Origin of the sequence: Phocoenobacter atlanticus subsp. cyclopteri (assembly GCF_018343795.1) — a bacterium.
Classification (GTDB): Bacteria; Pseudomonadota; Gammaproteobacteria; order Enterobacterales; family Pasteurellaceae; genus Phocoenobacter; species Phocoenobacter atlanticus.
Genome location: NZ_CP074346.1, coordinates 2,211,633 through 2,229,294 on the forward strand (window position 1 = coordinate 2,211,633; position 17,662 = coordinate 2,229,294).

The following is a 17,662-nucleotide window of genomic DNA, read 5'->3' on the forward strand; positions in this document are numbered from 1 at the left end:
ATTGAGCCTTTGTTTCTATATTTACAGATGTTCAATAAAATTTCACAAGACTAAAATGTAAATCCTATAAGGAGCAATATATGAGCAATCAAAAAAACTATGAAAAAGCCGGTATGACCAGACAGCAATGGCAAGAAGCCATTAAGTTTGATAGTGTCGATGTTGGTTGGATAGTAATGAGCATCGGAATGGCGATTGGGGCGGGAATTGTCTTTCTTCCTGTTCAAGTTGGGATAATGGGAATATGGGTTTTCCTACTTTCCGCAATCATTGGTTATCCTGCTTTATATCTCTTCCAAAATCTCTTTATAAATACCCTTGCCGAATCAAAAAAATGTACTGACTACCCTCGAATTATCTCTGATTACCTTGGTAAAAACTGGGGGATAGCGTTAGGTATTCTTTATTTTATTATGCTTGTCATTTGGGTGTTAATTTATTCATTAGCCGTCACTAATGACAGTGCCTCTTACTTGCAATCCTTTGGTATTACTGAAACTAAGTTAAGTGATAATATATTCTATGGATTAGGATTAGTTTGTGTACTTTCTTTTATTGCATCGAAAGGAGAAAAATTACTCTTTAAATTATCTGGATTTATGGCTGTGACGGTATTATCTCTTGTGGGGATAATGGGTGTGCTACTTGTATCACGTTGGGATCTCTCAAATCTTCCAGCCGTTGGAAACTGGGGAACAATGATAAAAGATGCCATCATAACCCTTCCATTTACTCTAACGTCTATTTTATTCTTACAGTCATTAAGCCCAATGGTGATTTCTTATCGATCACACGAAAAATCTATTGAAGTCGCACGTTATAAAGCATCACGAGCAATGCGTATTTCGTTTGTGATTTTATTTGTGGTGGTATTCTTCTATGCAGTTTCATTTACTTTGGCTATCAGCCAAGAGCAAGCAATCAGTGCCAAAGAGCAAAACATTTCATCATTAGCAATTATTGCACAATTTATACCAGGTAGCTGGGCAACCATTACAGGTATTGTTATCAATATTTTTGCGATTGTGACCTCTTTCTTTGGGGTATTCTTAGGCTTTAGAGAAGCGTGTGTTGGTCTTGTAATGAATGTGTTACTACGTAAATATAAAGAAGAAGAGATCAACAAGCCATTAATTGAGAAACTGGTAGTTGCGTTTATCATTCTTATTTGCTGGGGAACAATTGTTACCAACTTCCCAATCCTAAACTTTACTTCAATTTGTAGTCCAATTTTTGGTTTAGTGGGTTGTTTAATCCCTGCATATCTTGTACATAAAATGCCACACTTACACCACTATAAAGGCTTAGCAACAAATGTGATTATCTTTACTGGAATACTACTTTGTATTTCACCATTTCTTGCTTTTCTTTAGTTTTGGAGATTAGCAGTAAATTTTTTCACTATTTTAAATAATCAGAAAAGTTGCTTAATGTCTTATTTTATAAGGAGTTAAGCAACTTTTATTTTCTTTCAATTGTGTAAATTTCTCTTAAAATGTGACCGCTTACTGGCTTAATTTAAACCCAAAAAGTTGTTGATAGAGATCATTAATAAGATGTTTATCATTTTCAAAATTCAGTATTTAAATACTACGTTGTAAAGTATTTTCTGCTTCTTTTTGTGCAGCAAGTGAAAGCTCAACGGTTGGTGCTTGATGGTAAATAGTGGCAAGTGCTTGCAAAATAGCAATACCAATATTTACATTGGTCGCCCCATCCCGTGCAATAGGGCGGATTGATTCTTGAATAAAAATCCCTTCATCTAACGGAACAATACTTAAACGATCAAAGTCTCTATCGTCATCTTTTTCGATTGGTTTTTCAGTCAATAATTGTGTAAGAGTCGCTAATACTGTTAATGCTGTACCTGAGTCATTGATTGCAGGAGAAAGGGCTCGTTGTGCAACTTCACTTAAAACAGATAAACCAAAACTTGGATCTTGTTCAAATTTACGTTGTGAATCTACAATAAAGAAACGGTTGATTTCATCAAAATCAATATCCTCAAAATGATTTCGTTGCACTAATACCATTGCTTTATTTGGCATTAGCCAGTCACCTACTCGTACCATAATATGTAAATAGCAATCGTTATCTTCAGCCCAGTGCTGCAAGCCTGAAAGATTTATATTAATTAAATAACCAATCTTTTGAGAATAAATTGATCTTACTTGTTTTAATTCAGTAATTTTGGCGGCAGTCCCTAAATTTGGATTATTACGATAATCACGTAATGATTCAGTGGCTTTTTGTTGAATACGATCTAAGGTGTTTTTTAAACGCCCTAATCCTGAAAGAGTTTGTACCCAACGAATTAAAACTACCACTAAATATAATAATAAAATAACAATACAACCAAATAGAATAAACAGCCCATTTGTGCCAAAAATACCGAGTCCTAATAATATCTTAGCAATAACTGCATAAATAAACGCAGAAAGAAAACTAGAAATTGCTGTTCGAGTAGTACCATCGGCAATAATTAACTCTGTTGCTCGAGGTGTGGCATTACTGGCGACGGAACTAAAAGCAGCAATCATAATTGAAAGAGAGAAGGTGCTTACTGCTAGCATACTGGAGGCAATAATATTTAATAAGTCATCTACAATATCTATATTAATTTTAGGTAGAGTTTGAGCAGGTAACCAACGATCAATCCAATAAGAAGAGAAAGCAATGATTAGGGCCAATAAAGCCCCTAATGTAGGCTTAACCCATAATGTATTGCTTGGTTGCTTTAACCAAAGTAAAAAACGGTACATAATATTTATAAAATTATTTTAGAAAACCCTATCATACTCTAAATTGAACGTATAAAAAACACCCTCAAAATTATTATGATTTTCAGGGTGTGTAAATATAGCGATAATTTAAGCTTTTGATTCTAATTCTGCGACTTCTTGATTAAGCACTTTAATTTTTTCATCCATTCTATCGTAACAAAGTTGAATTAGTTCTTTGATATTTTCACGAGAGTAGCCAGCGGTATCAATTGGTTCTAAGGTTTCACAAATTACGTAACCATTATCCCAACGATTTAAGTCTATTTTATTATGGGTATTTGAACATACGACAGGCACAATAGGTACGCCTGCTGCGATAGCGGTATGAAAAGCACCACGTTTAAACGGAAGTAAACCACGCCCACGGCTACGTGTTCCTTCAGGAAACATCCAAATAGAAATGTTATTTTCTTTAATCACTTTTGCTACTTTGCTCATTGTTTTAATTGCACTATTATGATTTTCGCGCTGAATTAAAATATTACCACTACTCCAATACATTAAACCAAAAAATGGAATCCAAATTAAGCTACTTTTTCCAACGCTAACCGTATTCGATTGTAACATTGCAGAAATCGTTACCATATCATAATTATTTTGATGATTGGCTATATAAATAGCGTGTTGGGTAAAATCTTTTTTAGGACGAAGAATCACTTTAATACCCAGAAAATGATGTAACCAGCCAAACATTTTGACGATAAAACACACATTATTCGGATGTTTAAAACGGCATAATGAATAAACTGTGCCAATCAAACAAATTCCAATAGCGAGAATAACAACAATGATAATTCTAAGTATTTTGAGCATAAATTCGTCCTTTTTTATCAATTAACTAAGTTGAGATTGAATAAAGGCGACCATTTGATCTTTGGCGATCATCTGTTTTTCACCAGTATGACGGCTCTTATATTCAAGCTCACCATTTTCAAGGCTACGCTGTCCAATCACGATGGTGTGTGGCACACCGATCAATTCCATATCCGCAAACATTACCCCAGGACGTTCTTTACGATCATCAAAAATCACATCAATATTCAATGCTTTTAATTGCTTATAAAGGGCTTCAGCTTCTTGTTTTACTTCTTCTGATTTGTGCATATTCATTGGTACAATCGCTACTGTGAAAGGTGCAATTACATTTGACCATTTAATGCCACGCTCATCGTGATTTTGCTCAATCGCTGCGGCAACCACACGAGAAACACCGATACCGTAACAGCCCATAATTAAGGTTTGTGGACGACCATCTTCGCCTTGAACTGTGGCATTCATTGCTTCTGAATATTTTGAGCCTAATTGGAAAATATGCCCTACTTCAATACCACGTTTAATCAACAATGTGCCTTTGCCGTCTGGACTTGGATCGCCTTCTACCACATTACGCAAATCTGCTACTTTTGGCAGAGCAACATCACGTTCCCAGTTCACATTGAAATAGTGTTTACCGTCGATGTTTGCCCCTGTGGTGAAATCGCTCATTAACTCAACGCTACGGTCAATAATCACAGGAATTGGCATATTTACAACCCCTAATGAACCCACTCCAGCCCCAATTTTTGCTTTAATATTCGCTTCATCAGCAAACTCAAAAGGTTCAGCCACTTCTGGTAATTTAATGGCTTTGATTTCATTTAAGTCGTGATCACCACGTAACACCAATGCGATTAAAGGTTGATCTTCGCTTGCTCCTTTTACTACTAAGGTTTTAACGGTTTTCTCAATCGCTACATCAAATTGCTCTACCACTTCGGCAATGGTTTTCGCATTTGGGGTATCCACCAATTCCATCTCTTTGGTTGGGGCGTGTTTTTCGCCCACAGCCACTGCTTCTGCTAATTCGATATTGGCTGCGTAATCAGATTCTGTTGAGAAGACGATATCGTCTTCGCCACTTTGTGCTAATACTTGGAATTCGTGTGATGCGTTACCACCGATTGACCCTGTGTCAGCTTGAACAGGACGGAAATCTAAGCCTAAACGATTGAAAATATTGCAATAAGTTTGGTGCATTACTTCATAAGTATTTTGTAAACACTCAGGTGTTGTATGGAAAGAGTAAGCGTCTTTCATTAAAAATTCACGTGAACGCATTACCCCAAAACGTGGACGCACTTCATCACGGAATTTAGTTTGAATTTGGTATAAATTTAACGGTAATTGTTTATATGAAGTAATTTCACGACGCACCAAATCCGTAATTACTTCTTCGTGAGTTGGACCTAATACAAATGGACGAGCTCCACGATCTTCAAAACGTAACAATTCTGGACCGTAGTCATCCCAACGTTGTGATTCAATCCATAAATCCGCAGGCTGAACCACTGGCATAGACACTTCAACAGCAGATTTATTCATTTCTTCACGCACGATATTTTCTACTTTTTTTAATACACGTAACCCTGTTGGTAACCAAGTATAAAGTCCTGATGCTAGGGGTCTGATCATTCCCGCTCGCAACATTAATTGATGGCTTACCACCTGTGCATCATTAGGGGTTTCTTTTAATGTAGATAGTAAATATTGACTTGTACGCATTATTTTTTTATTCCTATTTGTATAATTTAAAATTTTTTTTATTGATTTTAACTAGTGTAATACTCTTGCTTTTATTGTTCCATCAATTGCTTTTAATTGAGCAAGTATTTCGGTTACATCATCAGATTCAACATCTATAACAACATAGCCAATTTCAGCATCAGTTTGTAAATATTGTGCTGCAATATTCATATTTGCATTAACAAATACTTGGTTAATCTGATTCATTACACCAGGTTTATTTGTATGAATATGCAATAATCTTTTCGCTCCGTTGTGTGATGGTAAGGAAACAGCAGGAAAATTAACCGCTGATAGAGTAGAGCCATTATCAGAGTATTTCACAAATTTATTGGCGACTTCCGTACCAATATTGGCTTGTGCTTCTGTTGTTGAACCACCAATATGAGGAGTAAGAATAACATTATCAAACTGGCATAATGGTGAAGTGAAGCACTCATCTTTTGATGCGGGTTCAATAGGGAATACATCGACAGCAGCACCTCGTAATTTTCCAGATTTTAAAGCTTCAGCAAGAGCATTAATATCAACGACGGTTCCTCGTGCGGCATTGATTAAAACTGCACCCTCTTTTAGTTTTTTAAGACACTGAGCATCAATCATATTTTTAGTAGAATTGTTCTCAGGTACGTGAAGAGAAATAACATCACAAAATGACAATAATTCATCTAAATTATGTACTTGTTGTGCATTACCTAGAGGGAGTTTGTTTTCTATATCATAAAAATAAACTTGCATTCCAATAGATTCGGCGATTACACTTAATTGTGAGCCAATATGACCATATCCAATGATACCTAATTTTTTATTACGTACTTCATTTGAGCCTTCGGCAGATTTATTCCATTCTCCTCTATGTACTTCCATATTCGCTTGAGCAGCTTTACGCATTAATAAAATAATTTCTGCGAGTACCAGTTCTGCAACAGAACGAGTATTTGAAAATGGTGCGTTAAAAACAGGAATTCCTAGTGTTTTTGCTGCATTCATATCCACTTGGTTGGTACCAATACAAAAACAGCCAATAGCAACCAGTTTAGTTGCTTGAGATAGTACCTCTGCAGTTAAATAAGTCCGAGAACGAATACCTACAAAGTGAGCGTCTTTGATAGCATTAACCAATTCATCGCCATCAAGTGCTCCTTTATAATTGTGGATATTGTGATAGCCTGATGATTTTAGCACTTCAATAGCATTTTTATGAACGCCTTCAAGTAACACAAATTTAATTTTTGATTTATCTAAAGAAATATGAGTTGTCATTATTTATTACTTCCTGTTGTATTTATATTTAAAATTTTTATAATAATCTGACCGCTTATTCAATAATTCTTGCACCTTCTGGTGAGCCGACAATGGTGATGTTTGCAAAACGTTGTGCAAAGATACCGTTCGTAACCACACCAGCGATATTGTTAATCGTATGTTCCATTTTAAGCGGTTCAATAATATTGAAATTATAGACATCTAAAATTACATTACCATTATCCGTTACCACACCTTCTCGATATTCAGGTGAACCACCCAAAGCAACAAGCTGACGAGCAACATAAGAACGTGCCATTGGAATAACTTCAACAGGTAACGCAAAGGTTGAACCTAATACATCTACTTGTTTAGATTTATCCACAATACAAATAAATTTTTTCGCTAATGAGCTTACAATTTTTTCACGGGTTAAGGCTGCACCGCCTCCTTTGATCATATAACCTTGTGGTGTAATTTCATCAGCCCCATCAATATACACGTCAAGGCTAGATACTTGGTTGGCATCAAAGACTTCAATACCTAATTCACGTAAGCGTTTTTCTGACTCTTTTGAAGCGGCAACAGCACCTTTGATTTGATCTTTCATAGAGCCTAATGCTTCAATAAAACAATTTACGGTTGAGCCACTACCAACACCAATAATAGTTTCTGGTTTGACATACTTTAGAGCAGTTTTTGCTGCTTGTTTTTTCATTGAAAGTTGATCCATTATTTCTAATCTCTAAATGTAATAAATTAAATTTTCTTAATAGTATCTACCAAATAAAATGACTAATTACGTTTTACTGCTTCTGCAATTTCAGTTGCACAGCAGTGAGCAAGCTCGCCATCAGCACATTCAACCATTACACGAATTAACGGTTCAGTGCCTGATTTACGCAATAATACTCGCCCTTTCCCTTTTAAGCGTTGCTCCACATCTTGTGTCACTTTTTGTACTTCTTCGCTTACAAGTGGATCATTATCGCCACTAAACTTGATGTTGATAAGCTCTTGCGGATAAAGTGGTACTGCCTCAGCAAGTTCATTTAAACTCAGTTTTTGAGCCGCCATTGCCGCTAATACTTCTAATGAAGCCACAATGCCGTCCCCAGTGGTATTTTTATCTAAGATAATAATATGCCCTGAGTTTTCTGCACCTAATGTCCAGCCTTTTTCTTTTAACTGTTCTAAAACATAACGGTCACCCACTTTGGCACGCACAAAGGGGATAGCAAGGGTACGCAGTGCATTCTCTAAGCTCATATTACTCATCAATGTACCGACAACGCCCCCTTTTAATTTACCCGCACGCAATGCTTCACGAGCAATAATAAAGATAATTTGGTCGCCATCAATTTTATTGCCTAGATGATCCACCATAATCAAGCGATCGCCATCGCCATCATAAGCTAAACCAAGATCGGCTTTATGTTCAAGTACAGTTTCTTGTAGTTGCTTAATATCTGTTGCACCCACGCCTTTATTGATATTCATACCATTTGGCTTAGTACCAATTTCAATCACTTCTGCACCAAGCTCACGCATTACATTTGGTGCGATGTGGTAGGTTGCACCGTTCGCACAATCCACCACAATTTTATACGCACTTAAATTTAAGTGAGAAGGGAAAGTACTTTTGCAGTATTCAATATAACGTCCAGTGGCATCCGTGATACGGCTTGCCATTCCAAGCTGTGCTGATTCCACACAATCCATTGGTTCATCAAGCATCGCCTCGATTGCTTCTTCCACTTCATCAGGTAATTTCTCGCCATTTGATGAGAAGAATTTAATTCCGTTATCATCATAAGGGTTATGGGACGCTGAAATCACAATTCCTGCTTCGGCACGAAAAGTGCGGGTTAAATACGCAATCGCAGGGGTTGGCATAGGACCGGTAAATGCCACAGAAAGCCCTGCTGCTGAAAGCCCCGCTTCCAATGCTGCTTCAATCATATAACCTGAAATACGAGTATCTTTACCAATTAAAATTCGCTTTGAACCTTGATTGGCTAATACTTTGCCCGCAGCCCAACCTAATTTTAAGATGAACTTTGGCGTGATAGGATATTGCCCAACTTTGCCACGAATACCATCTGTTCCAAAATATTTACGTTCTGCCATTTTCTAGTCCTTAGTGTTTGTGACCACAACCACAGCGACCTTCTTTTTTATCTTTCTTTTCTTCATCACTGTGGCAATGACCGTGTCCACCACAACATTCGTGTTCTTCTTCATCGTGATCGTGTCCACAACAGCCATCGTGTTGATGAATATGACCGTGAGCCATTTCTTCTTCTGTTGCTGCACGCACTGATACGATTTCAACGCTGAATAATAATTCTTGTCCTGCTAACATATGGTTACCATCAACCACCACTTCGGTTTCATCTACTTCAGTAATCACAACAGGTAATGGACCAATATCCGTATCTGCGATAAAACGCATTCCTACTTCTAATTCATCAACGCCTTGGAATACATCTTTTGGTACACGTTGCACCATATCTTCATTGTATTCGCCATAACCTTCTTCTGGTTTTACACGCACTTCAAATGTATCGCCTACCGCTTTACCTTCTAATGCATTTTCTAAACCAATCACAAGGTTCTGATGACCGTGTAAATAGTCTAATGGTTGATTAACGGGTGCTTCATCAACTAACACACCTTCTTGGGTACGAACTTGGTAAGCAATGCTTGGTACAGTATTTTTAGTAATTTTCATTAGGGATTCCTTTATTTAAGTAAAAATTGTGTCTATTGTAACGTTTTAATGACCATTAGAGAATAAAAAATGAAAAAATTCTCTTTGAAAAAATCTGTATTTTTCTAATTTTTGAATATTTGTATATAATCTATTTGCTTTCAAGTATAGTAAATCACTATACGTTTTTATCATTTAATCTATGAATTTCAGAGCAAGAGTACACTTTCCTTAAAAATATGATCTAATAGTGCTTATTGAGTAAATAATAAATAGGTATAAAAACGAATTCACTTAAATAAAAAACATAATTTTTTAGATATTCTCTTCTTGCAATAAGTGTTGTAGTATCAGGTGAAAAAGGTAGAGTGAAACTTATCAGTTTGGTCAATAAAATGTAAAATAGTTACAAAAATATAGGTTTTTTGACAAGAGTATTTCTATTGATTTCACTATTGTCAAATATATAAATCCAGAAAAGTTAAATAATGTTTTTATTAATTTTATCAATGATATTTGAGATCATTTTTGGTGTGGTTGAGTGATGTATATACAAAGTATGCAGTTATCCTGAAAGGTAAACTATCTAATATTCAATTAGTTAAGCATCATATTTTTAAATTCTTTTGGTGTCTTTTTATACTCTTTTTTAAAAATAAAATAAAAATATTGAACAGATGGATAACCACAGATCTCAGTAATTTCCTGTATTGACATATTTGTGAAACAGAGTAAATCAATGGCTCTTTTTAGTTTTTCATCATAAATAGCTTGATGAATAGTTTTTTTCATATCTATCTTAAAACGGTTTTCTAAATTAGAACGAGAAATACGTAAGTGATCGAGAACCTGTTCAACCTTAATTCTTTTACAAGCATTGTGACGGATAAAGTGCATTGCTTGTATCACAAAAGGATCTTTTAAAGAACGGTAATCAGTTGATCTTCGTTCTACCACTTTTATTGATGGTATTAAAATTGGTTTTTTACTAATAGGTTTATTGTTTAATAAATTATCAAGTAATTTAGCCGCTTGATAGCCAATTTGTCTTGTGCCTTGCATCACAGAAGATAGTGAAACTCTTGATAAATGTTGTATAAGTTCTTCATTATCAATACCAATAATACATAATTGATCGGGAACGGCGATATTCAAATATTCGCAAGCTTGTAAGAGGTGTCTTGCTCTCGCATCTGTTACCGCAATTATACCTGTATGAGCAGGTAGGGTTTTAATCCATTCTTGTAAATTTTGTTGGGCAAAGAGCCAGTTTTTAGAAGTAATATTTTCACCCTGATAAATAATATTATTTGGATATTTATATTTATTCATTAATTCAACAAAAGTGTTCTGTCGTTCAATAGACCAATGTTTGCCATTTTTAGGCGGTATCATTCCATAAAAAGCAAAATTAGAAATACCTTTTTGTCTTAAATGTAAAAATGCAGCTTCAACTAAATCATTATTATCAGTAGCAACGTATGGAATATCAGGATATAAAGACGGATCTTTATATGAACTACCAACAGCAATGGTAGGAATTTGATTAAATTTTAGTAATTTATTTGCTGTTTCTGAATCATCAAAATCAGCAATAATACCATCAATAGAAATATCTTCTAAAATATCTTTTTGATAAATAAAATTATCTTCTATAAAAATATTCCAATTACATTGAGATGCTTGTAAATATTGCCCAACCCCTTCAATTATCTGACGATCATAAACTTTATTTGCGTTAAATAGGAGTGTAATACAGTAGGTTTTTTGTTCTTTCATTTTTCTTTACTCCTTCATAAATTTATATTTTAATTTGAAATTACAATAAGTTAGATAATTAAAATTGATCTGGTAAAGACTGTATTAACTGAATAATGCCATAAAAATGATGAGTAGGAAATGATTTTTATAGAGTTAGAAAATAATAATCCATTGATTTTCAAGTATATTTGTAGAGACGTAGTATGTGAACCACGTCTCTATACTAGGTATTTAAACCTTAGTTTTTATTTAATTTGGCAATACCGAAGCCGGTAATACCCCAAAGCATTGCAAACACAATTCCACTCCAGCATAATATTGCCCAAGGTAAATATGATAAGGTAGGAATGCCTAACGTACCTGCCATATATGCACCTGCAGCAGTCCAAGGTAAGATAGGTTCAATAATGGTTGCAGAATCTTCTGCTGTTCGACTTAAATTTTTAGGATGTAATCCTCTATCAATATACGCTTTTCTTAGCATTTCACCTGGGATCAATATAGATATTTGACCATTACAAGTTACTCCTATCATAGTTAATCCACACAATATTGTTGCAAAAATAAGTGAAGCAGTTGATTTGACTAAACGTAATAGACTTTGAATAATCACTTCTAATGCACCGCTTAATGATAAAATACCTGCAAAAGATAATGCACAGAAACAGATAAGTAATGTTCCCATCATTGAGTTCATTCCTCCTCTATTCAATAATTTAGCAAGATCTGCATTTACATTCATATCACTAGGTATCATAGAAACATTAAATCCATTAACAGCACTATTGATTACATCGTGTAAAGCAAAGTTTTGAATAAAAATAGCATTTATGACCGCAACAGTGGCAGAAAGTAGCATAACAGGAATAGTTGGTTTCTTCGTTATAGAACCCCATAAAATAATAATGACAGGAATCATTAAGAAGAAAATATTAAAATGATATATATTTTCTAATCCTGATATCATTCCTAATACTTTTTCAGGCGTTTCTACACTATGAAAATCTCCGCTCATTCCATATATTATATATACAACAGCTGCTAATATAAAAGATGGCAGGGTTGTGTAAAGTAAATGTGCAATATGCTCATATAAATCAACACCGGCTGCTGTTGATGCAATATTTGTTGTATCTGATAATGGGGATAATTTATCACCAAAATAAGCCCCTGCAACAACAGCCCCTGCGGTCGCTGCTAAATTCGCATCTAATCCTACCGCTACGCCCATAAAAGCAACACCAACAGTACCTGCAGATCCCCAAGAAGTACCTGTACAGACGGAAACTATTGATGTTAATCCTAATGCTGTGATATAGATATACTGTGGATCTATTATTTTTAATCCATAATAAATCATCATTGGTATTGTGCCACCTGCGATCCAAGTGCCAATCAATAACCCTACGGTAATTAAGATAAGTAATGCAGGCATAGTCTTAGCAATTTTTTCAGCGATAGAACTTAATATATCTTGATATGAGAATCCTAGATACTTAACTAATATCCCTGCAAATATACAAGATATAACCATTAATGGTTCTGCAGGTAAATTAAATAATGCATATCCAAAACCAAGTAAAAATAGCATTACCAATATTGGGGAAAGTGCTACTAATAATGTTGGTGTTTTAGTTTGATTGTTCATAATTAAATCCTCTTTTTTGTAGTAAAACAAAACTTTCTTTAATTTTCATTAAACAGTCTTTTAAAAGAAATCTAGGCATTGCTACATTTATTCTGAAGAAGTTTTGTCCTTCATAACCAAACTCGCTTCCTAAACATATTTCTATGCCAGATAATTTTAAAAACCAATATTGCAATTTTTCTTCATCAATGTTTAATTTCTCATAATTGATCCACATTAAATACGTTCCATCACTATCGGTAACGACAAGTTCAGGAATTTCTTTTTTCAAAAAATTTCTTGTGATTGATTTATTCTCCTGTATATATTTTTTTAATTCACATAACCAATAATCACAATCCGTATATGCGGTCATTATTGCAGGGATGGAAAAATAATTAGGGTTATGCATACCTAAAGCTAACATTATTGACTTAAATTTTTCTTTTATTTCATTGTTATGAAGAATGATATTAGCGACTTCTAATCCGGGAATATTAAATGTTTTAGCAGGTGATGTGCATATAAGTGAGTGTTCTTTCACATAGCTATTTAATGAAGATATAAAAATATGTTTACTAGAAAACTCAAAATCTGAATGAACATCATCTGAAATTAAAAATACTTGATATTTTTCGGCTAATTTTGCTATTTTATACAATTCATCTTGAGTCCATACTTTACCTGTTGGATTATGTGGGGAAATGAGAAGAAACACTTTAGAGGTTTTAAAACATTCTTCTAATTTATTGAAATTTATTACATAATTATCACCGCTATAATCTAATTGACAGCGATTAACATATCTATTATTTAAAGATATGATATTTAATATTGGGTGATAAGAGGGAGTAAAAATCCCTATACTATCTCCTTCTTTGGTAAATTCTCGTATGTAAATAGAGATTGCTTGAATTATTCTAGGACAAAAAACAATGTCTTCTATATCTACGTCATAATCATAATGTCTAAAAATATAATTTTTGACCACTGTATAATAAGTATCAGGGATAACTGTATATCCATAAATCCCATTATTAGATTGTTCCAAAATATCTACAACTTCTTGGGGGGCAGGTAGATCCATATCAGCCACAGACATTGGAATAATTTTTTGATCTAAATGAGTATCTGCCAAATTCCACTTTGCACTATAATTATTTGACCGATCGATTAAGTAATCAAAATTTATTTTGTTCATATTAATCCCCTAAAATGTAGTTACATTTTCTTCTTGCTCATGGTGTCTGCCCAAACTGCTAATAGTAGGATGCTTCCTTTAACAATGTATTGCCAGAATGTTGGTACATCTAACATACTCATTCCATTATCAATGGCAGCAATAATTAAAGCCCCGATAATAACGCCATAAACGCTACCAATACCACCAGCTAAGCTTGCTCCACCAATTACACAAGCCGCGATAGCATCTAATTCTGCATTTTGTCCAGCTGATGGTGAACCTGCCCCTAATCTCGCACTTAAAATTAGTCCTGCAACTGCCGCCATTAATCCATTAAGAGAAAAAACAATTAATTTAATTTTTTCTACATTAATACCGGATAGTCTTGCTGCATCTATATTGCCACCTATTGAATAAATATGACGTCCAAATACTGTTTTTGTCGCAATAAACATACCAATGATAGTCAGAATAATTAATAAAATGACAGGGAGTGGAATACCTCGATAGTTATTAAGTAATAAAATTAATCCTAGAACTATAACTGTAAAAAGCCCATTTTTTAGAATACTATTTGAGAGAGTATCAATGTTTAAATTTAGATTTTTACGTGCTTTACGTTGATAAGCTCCCCATACAAAAAAAATAAGAATAGCGACAGTACCAACAACTATTCCTGTTATATCAGATAAATAACTTTGCCCAATAACTGTCATTTCTTTACTAATAGGAGCTATAGTTGTTCCATTTGTTAATCCAATTAGCATTCCTCTAAATGCAAGATAACCAGCTAGTGTTACGATGAATGAAGGAACTTTACGGTATGCTACCCACCAACCATTCCACGAACCAAATAATAATCCTAAGCAGAGTGTTACCATAATAGTTAAAGGTAATGGCCAGCTCCACCATACATCAGCAATAGCAGCAAAACCACCTAATAATCCCATTAATGATCCAACAGAAAGGTCAATTTCTGCTGATATAATTACAAATACCATACCAATAGCTAATATACCAGTAATAGATGTTTGACGTAATAAGTTAGAAATATTTCTTGCACTTAAATAAGCACCATCAGTAGCTAAAGAGAAAAATAATATAACCACTATAATAGAAATTAACATCATATAAAGTTGTAAATTAATAGATTTAAATTTAGAAAACATAATTACTCCTTAAGTGCCGCTTCCATCACTTTTTCTTGTGTTAGATTATGATTAATTAAATTCGCTTTGATTTGCCCTTCGTGCATTACGAGAATACGATCACTAATACCTAAAACTTCTGGTAATTCTGAAGATATAACAATGATACCAATACCTTTTTGGGCTAACTGATAAATTAATTTATAGATTTCATATTTAGCACCAACATCAATTCCTCTTGTTGGCTCATCTAAAATAAGAATATTTGGATTTAATAATAAACATTTAGCTAAAATTGCTTTTTGTTGATTTCCACCACTTAATCGACCAATGGCTAATTTGGGGGAAGATGTCTTTACTTTTAATTTTTCAATTGAGTTTTGAATTACTGTTTCTTCTTTTGCGTTATTAATAATATTTTTAAAACTATATTCTTTAAGAGAAGAAAGAGTAATATTTTTGCCCACCTCCATAATAGAGATAATTCCGTGTTTCTTACGATCTTCAGGTACCATTACAATTTTATGTTTAATTGCTTGTGAGCAGTTTTTGATTGTTACTTTCTGGTTATCAATAAGAATATCACCATTATATTTACCTTCATACGACCCAAATATACATTGAGCCATTTCGGTACGCCTAGAACCAACAAGCCCTGCAATCCCTAAAATTTCTCCAGAACAGAGATTAAAATTGATGTGATCAAGACGTTTGATGTGCGTATTAATCGGATGATAAGCCGTAAGATTTTCTATACGAAGAATTTCTTCCCCTATTTGATGCTCTTCACGTGGATAAAGGGAGGTAATTTCACGTCCAACCATTTTGGTAATAATGTCATCTTCTGACATAGCTGCCATTGAGTATGTTCCTATATGTTCTCCATCTCGAATAATACAAATATTATCTGAAATTTCTTTTACTTCATTTAGTTTATGAGATATGTAAATACAAGCGATATTGTGTACTTTTAAATTTTTAATTAAATTAAGTAATACTTTAGTTTCTTTTTCTGTTAAAGAAGAGGTCGGTTCATCTAAAATTAATAGTTGTACTTTTTTATTTAATGCTTTAGCAATTTCAACTAATTGTTGTTGACCAATACCTAATTCTCCAACTTTAGTATTAGGATCTATATTAAGTTCTACAGATTGTAGTAATTTTTTACATTTAAGATACATCTGATTGTCATCAGTAATGCCATTGTTTGATATTTCATTTCCTAAAAAGATATTTTCAACAACAGACATATTTTTAACTAACGTTAATTCTTGATGAATAATAGAAATCCCTTTTTCTTCAGTATCTTTAATGTTTTTAGGTTCTAACTTATGGTTAGAAAAATAAATTTCTCCATCATATTCACCATACGGATAAATGCCGCATAGCACTTTCATCAGTGTTGATTTTCCAGAACCATTTTCTCCACATAAAGAGAGTATTTCACCTTTAGATAAAGAGATTGAAATATTATTTAATGCAATAACATCACCAAATTTCTTAGTAATATTTTTCATTTCTAATAATTTAGTCATAATAACTGCTCCGACTGGATAGGGATATTAGTTACTAATATCCCTTATATTTATTATTTATAAATACTTTCTTCTGTATGGAAACCATCTTTTATTATTGTTTCTTTGATATTAGTTTTATCAACAGAAATAGGATCGAGTAAATAGGAAGGCACATTTTTTAACCCATTATTTAATTCAGCATTTGCTTTAGGATTTTTATCATTCCCTAATGCAATAGCAATTTCGGCTGCTGTATTTGCTAAATTATTAATAGGTTTATAGACAGTCATTGTTTGTGTTCCTGCAATAATTCGTTTAATTGCAGCTAAATCTGCATCTTGACCTGATATTGCGACTTTTCCAGATAATCCTTGTGCTATTAATGCTTGAATAGCCCCACCTGCTGTTGCGTCATTGGAAGCGACAACAGCATCAATATTATTTTTATTTGCAGTAAGTACATTTTCCATTATCTGTAATGCTTTTTCTGCTAACCAAGAATCAACCCATTGATCACCAATCACTTTAATTTTTCCACTATCAATTAATGGTTGTAATACTTTCATTTGTCCTTTTCTAAATAGTTTTGCATTATTATCAACAGGTGAACCACCCATTAAGAAATAATTACCTTCTGGTTTTGCTTTAATAATACTTTTTGCTTGTAATTCACCGACTTTTTCATTATCAAATGAAATATAAAAATCAAGTTCAGCATTATTAATAAGACGATCATAAGCGAGGACTTTAATACCTTCACGTTTAGCTTCAGCAATAACATTACTTAGAACATCGCCGTTGTGTGGAATAATAACTAATACATCAATATTTTTATTGATCATATTTTCAATTTGTGAAATTTGTTTGTAATCATCACCATTAGCAGATTGAACTAAAACTTCTGCACCTAATTCGTTGGCTTTTTTCACAAAAATATCTCTATCTTTTTGCCATCTTTCTAATCTTAAATCATCAATTGACATTCCGATTTTTAAGTTATTAGATAATGCACTATTACTAAAAATCGTAACACTTGCCATCATTGCTATAAAAATATGTTTAAATTTCATAATAGTTATTCCTCTATAAATAAATGGATTACAATGGAGTTTTTTATACTCAA

The 17,662-nt window shown here is 33.6% G+C and carries 14 protein-coding genes; 1 reads left to right on the top strand and 13 read right to left on the bottom strand.

Annotated features, from left to right (window positions below; all coding sequences use genetic code 11):
- Positions 1 to 80 precede the first annotated feature (80 nt).
- Positions 81 to 1,373, top strand: coding sequence for an amino acid permease (locus tag KGI96_RS10655; RefSeq protein WP_229577178.1), 1,293 nt, complete (start codon positions 81 to 83; stop codon positions 1,371 to 1,373).
- Positions 1,374 to 1,583: 210 nt separating this feature from the next.
- Here KGI96_RS10655 and KGI96_RS10660 read toward each other — a convergent pair whose 3' ends face one another.
- From KGI96_RS10660 to xylF, 13 genes are all read right to left on the bottom strand, one after another.
- Complete coding sequence (locus KGI96_RS10660) at positions 1,584 to 2,762, bottom strand: DUF2254 domain-containing protein (RefSeq protein WP_267873264.1); 1,179 nt, start codon at positions 2,760 to 2,762, stop codon at positions 1,584 to 1,586.
- 108 nt (positions 2,763 to 2,870) lie between these two features.
- On the bottom strand, positions 2,871 to 3,596 hold the full coding sequence (locus KGI96_RS10665) for a 1-acylglycerol-3-phosphate O-acyltransferase (protein WP_211597384.1): 726 nt from the start codon (positions 3,594 to 3,596) through the stop codon (positions 2,871 to 2,873).
- A 21-nt stretch (positions 3,597 to 3,617) separates the two neighbouring features.
- A complete protein-coding gene (proS, locus tag KGI96_RS10670) occupies positions 3,618 to 5,324 on the bottom strand; it encodes a proline--tRNA ligase (protein WP_211597385.1) in 1,707 nt (568 codons plus the stop codon).
- A gap of 51 nt (positions 5,325 to 5,375) precedes the next feature.
- Entirely contained in the window at positions 5,376 to 6,608 is a 1,233-nt protein-coding gene (gene serA / locus KGI96_RS10675; RefSeq protein ID WP_211597386.1) for a phosphoglycerate dehydrogenase, read from the bottom strand.
- 55 nt (positions 6,609 to 6,663) lie between these two features.
- On the bottom strand, positions 6,664 to 7,323 hold the full coding sequence (gene rpiA, locus KGI96_RS10680; RefSeq protein WP_211597387.1) for a ribose-5-phosphate isomerase RpiA: 660 nt from the start codon (positions 7,321 to 7,323) through the stop codon (positions 6,664 to 6,666).
- Between the two features lie 62 nt (positions 7,324 to 7,385).
- Complete coding sequence (gene glmM, locus KGI96_RS10685; RefSeq protein ID WP_211597388.1) at positions 7,386 to 8,720, bottom strand: phosphoglucosamine mutase; 1,335 nt, start codon at positions 8,718 to 8,720, stop codon at positions 7,386 to 7,388.
- Between the two features lie 10 nt (positions 8,721 to 8,730).
- Positions 8,731 to 9,324: a peptidylprolyl isomerase gene (gene slyD / locus KGI96_RS10690; protein WP_211597389.1), complete on the bottom strand. Its 594-nt coding sequence runs from the start codon at positions 9,322 to 9,324 to the stop codon at positions 8,731 to 8,733.
- Positions 9,325 to 9,900: 576 nt separating this feature from the next.
- Entirely contained in the window at positions 9,901 to 11,082 is a 1,182-nt protein-coding gene (locus tag KGI96_RS10695) for a XylR family transcriptional regulator (protein ID WP_211597390.1), read from the bottom strand.
- A gap of 220 nt (positions 11,083 to 11,302) precedes the next feature.
- The gene (gene nhaC, locus KGI96_RS10700; protein WP_211597391.1) at positions 11,303 to 12,712 is read right to left on the bottom strand and encodes a Na+/H+ antiporter NhaC; all 1,410 of its coding nucleotides are present in this window, start codon (positions 12,710 to 12,712) and stop codon (positions 11,303 to 11,305) included.
- Entirely contained in the window at positions 12,696 to 13,892 is a 1,197-nt protein-coding gene (locus KGI96_RS10705) for a MalY/PatB family protein (protein ID WP_211597392.1), read from the bottom strand. The genes nhaC and KGI96_RS10705 overlap by 17 nt, the downstream gene beginning before the upstream one ends.
- Before the next feature lie 20 nt (positions 13,893 to 13,912).
- Complete coding sequence (locus KGI96_RS10710; RefSeq protein WP_211597393.1) at positions 13,913 to 15,043, bottom strand: sugar ABC transporter permease; 1,131 nt, start codon at positions 15,041 to 15,043, stop codon at positions 13,913 to 13,915.
- A gap of 2 nt (positions 15,044 to 15,045) precedes the next feature.
- Positions 15,046 to 16,557 (bottom strand): xylose ABC transporter ATP-binding protein, encoded by a 1,512-nt coding sequence (locus tag KGI96_RS10715; protein WP_211597394.1) that lies wholly within the window; start codon positions 16,555 to 16,557, stop codon positions 15,046 to 15,048.
- A gap of 53 nt (positions 16,558 to 16,610) precedes the next feature.
- Positions 16,611 to 17,609 carry a D-xylose ABC transporter substrate-binding protein gene (gene xylF / locus KGI96_RS10720; RefSeq protein ID WP_211597395.1) on the bottom strand — a complete coding sequence of 333 codons (999 nt, stop codon included), beginning with the start codon at positions 17,607 to 17,609 and terminating at the stop codon, positions 16,611 to 16,613.
- Positions 17,610 to 17,662: the final 53 nt, after the last annotated feature.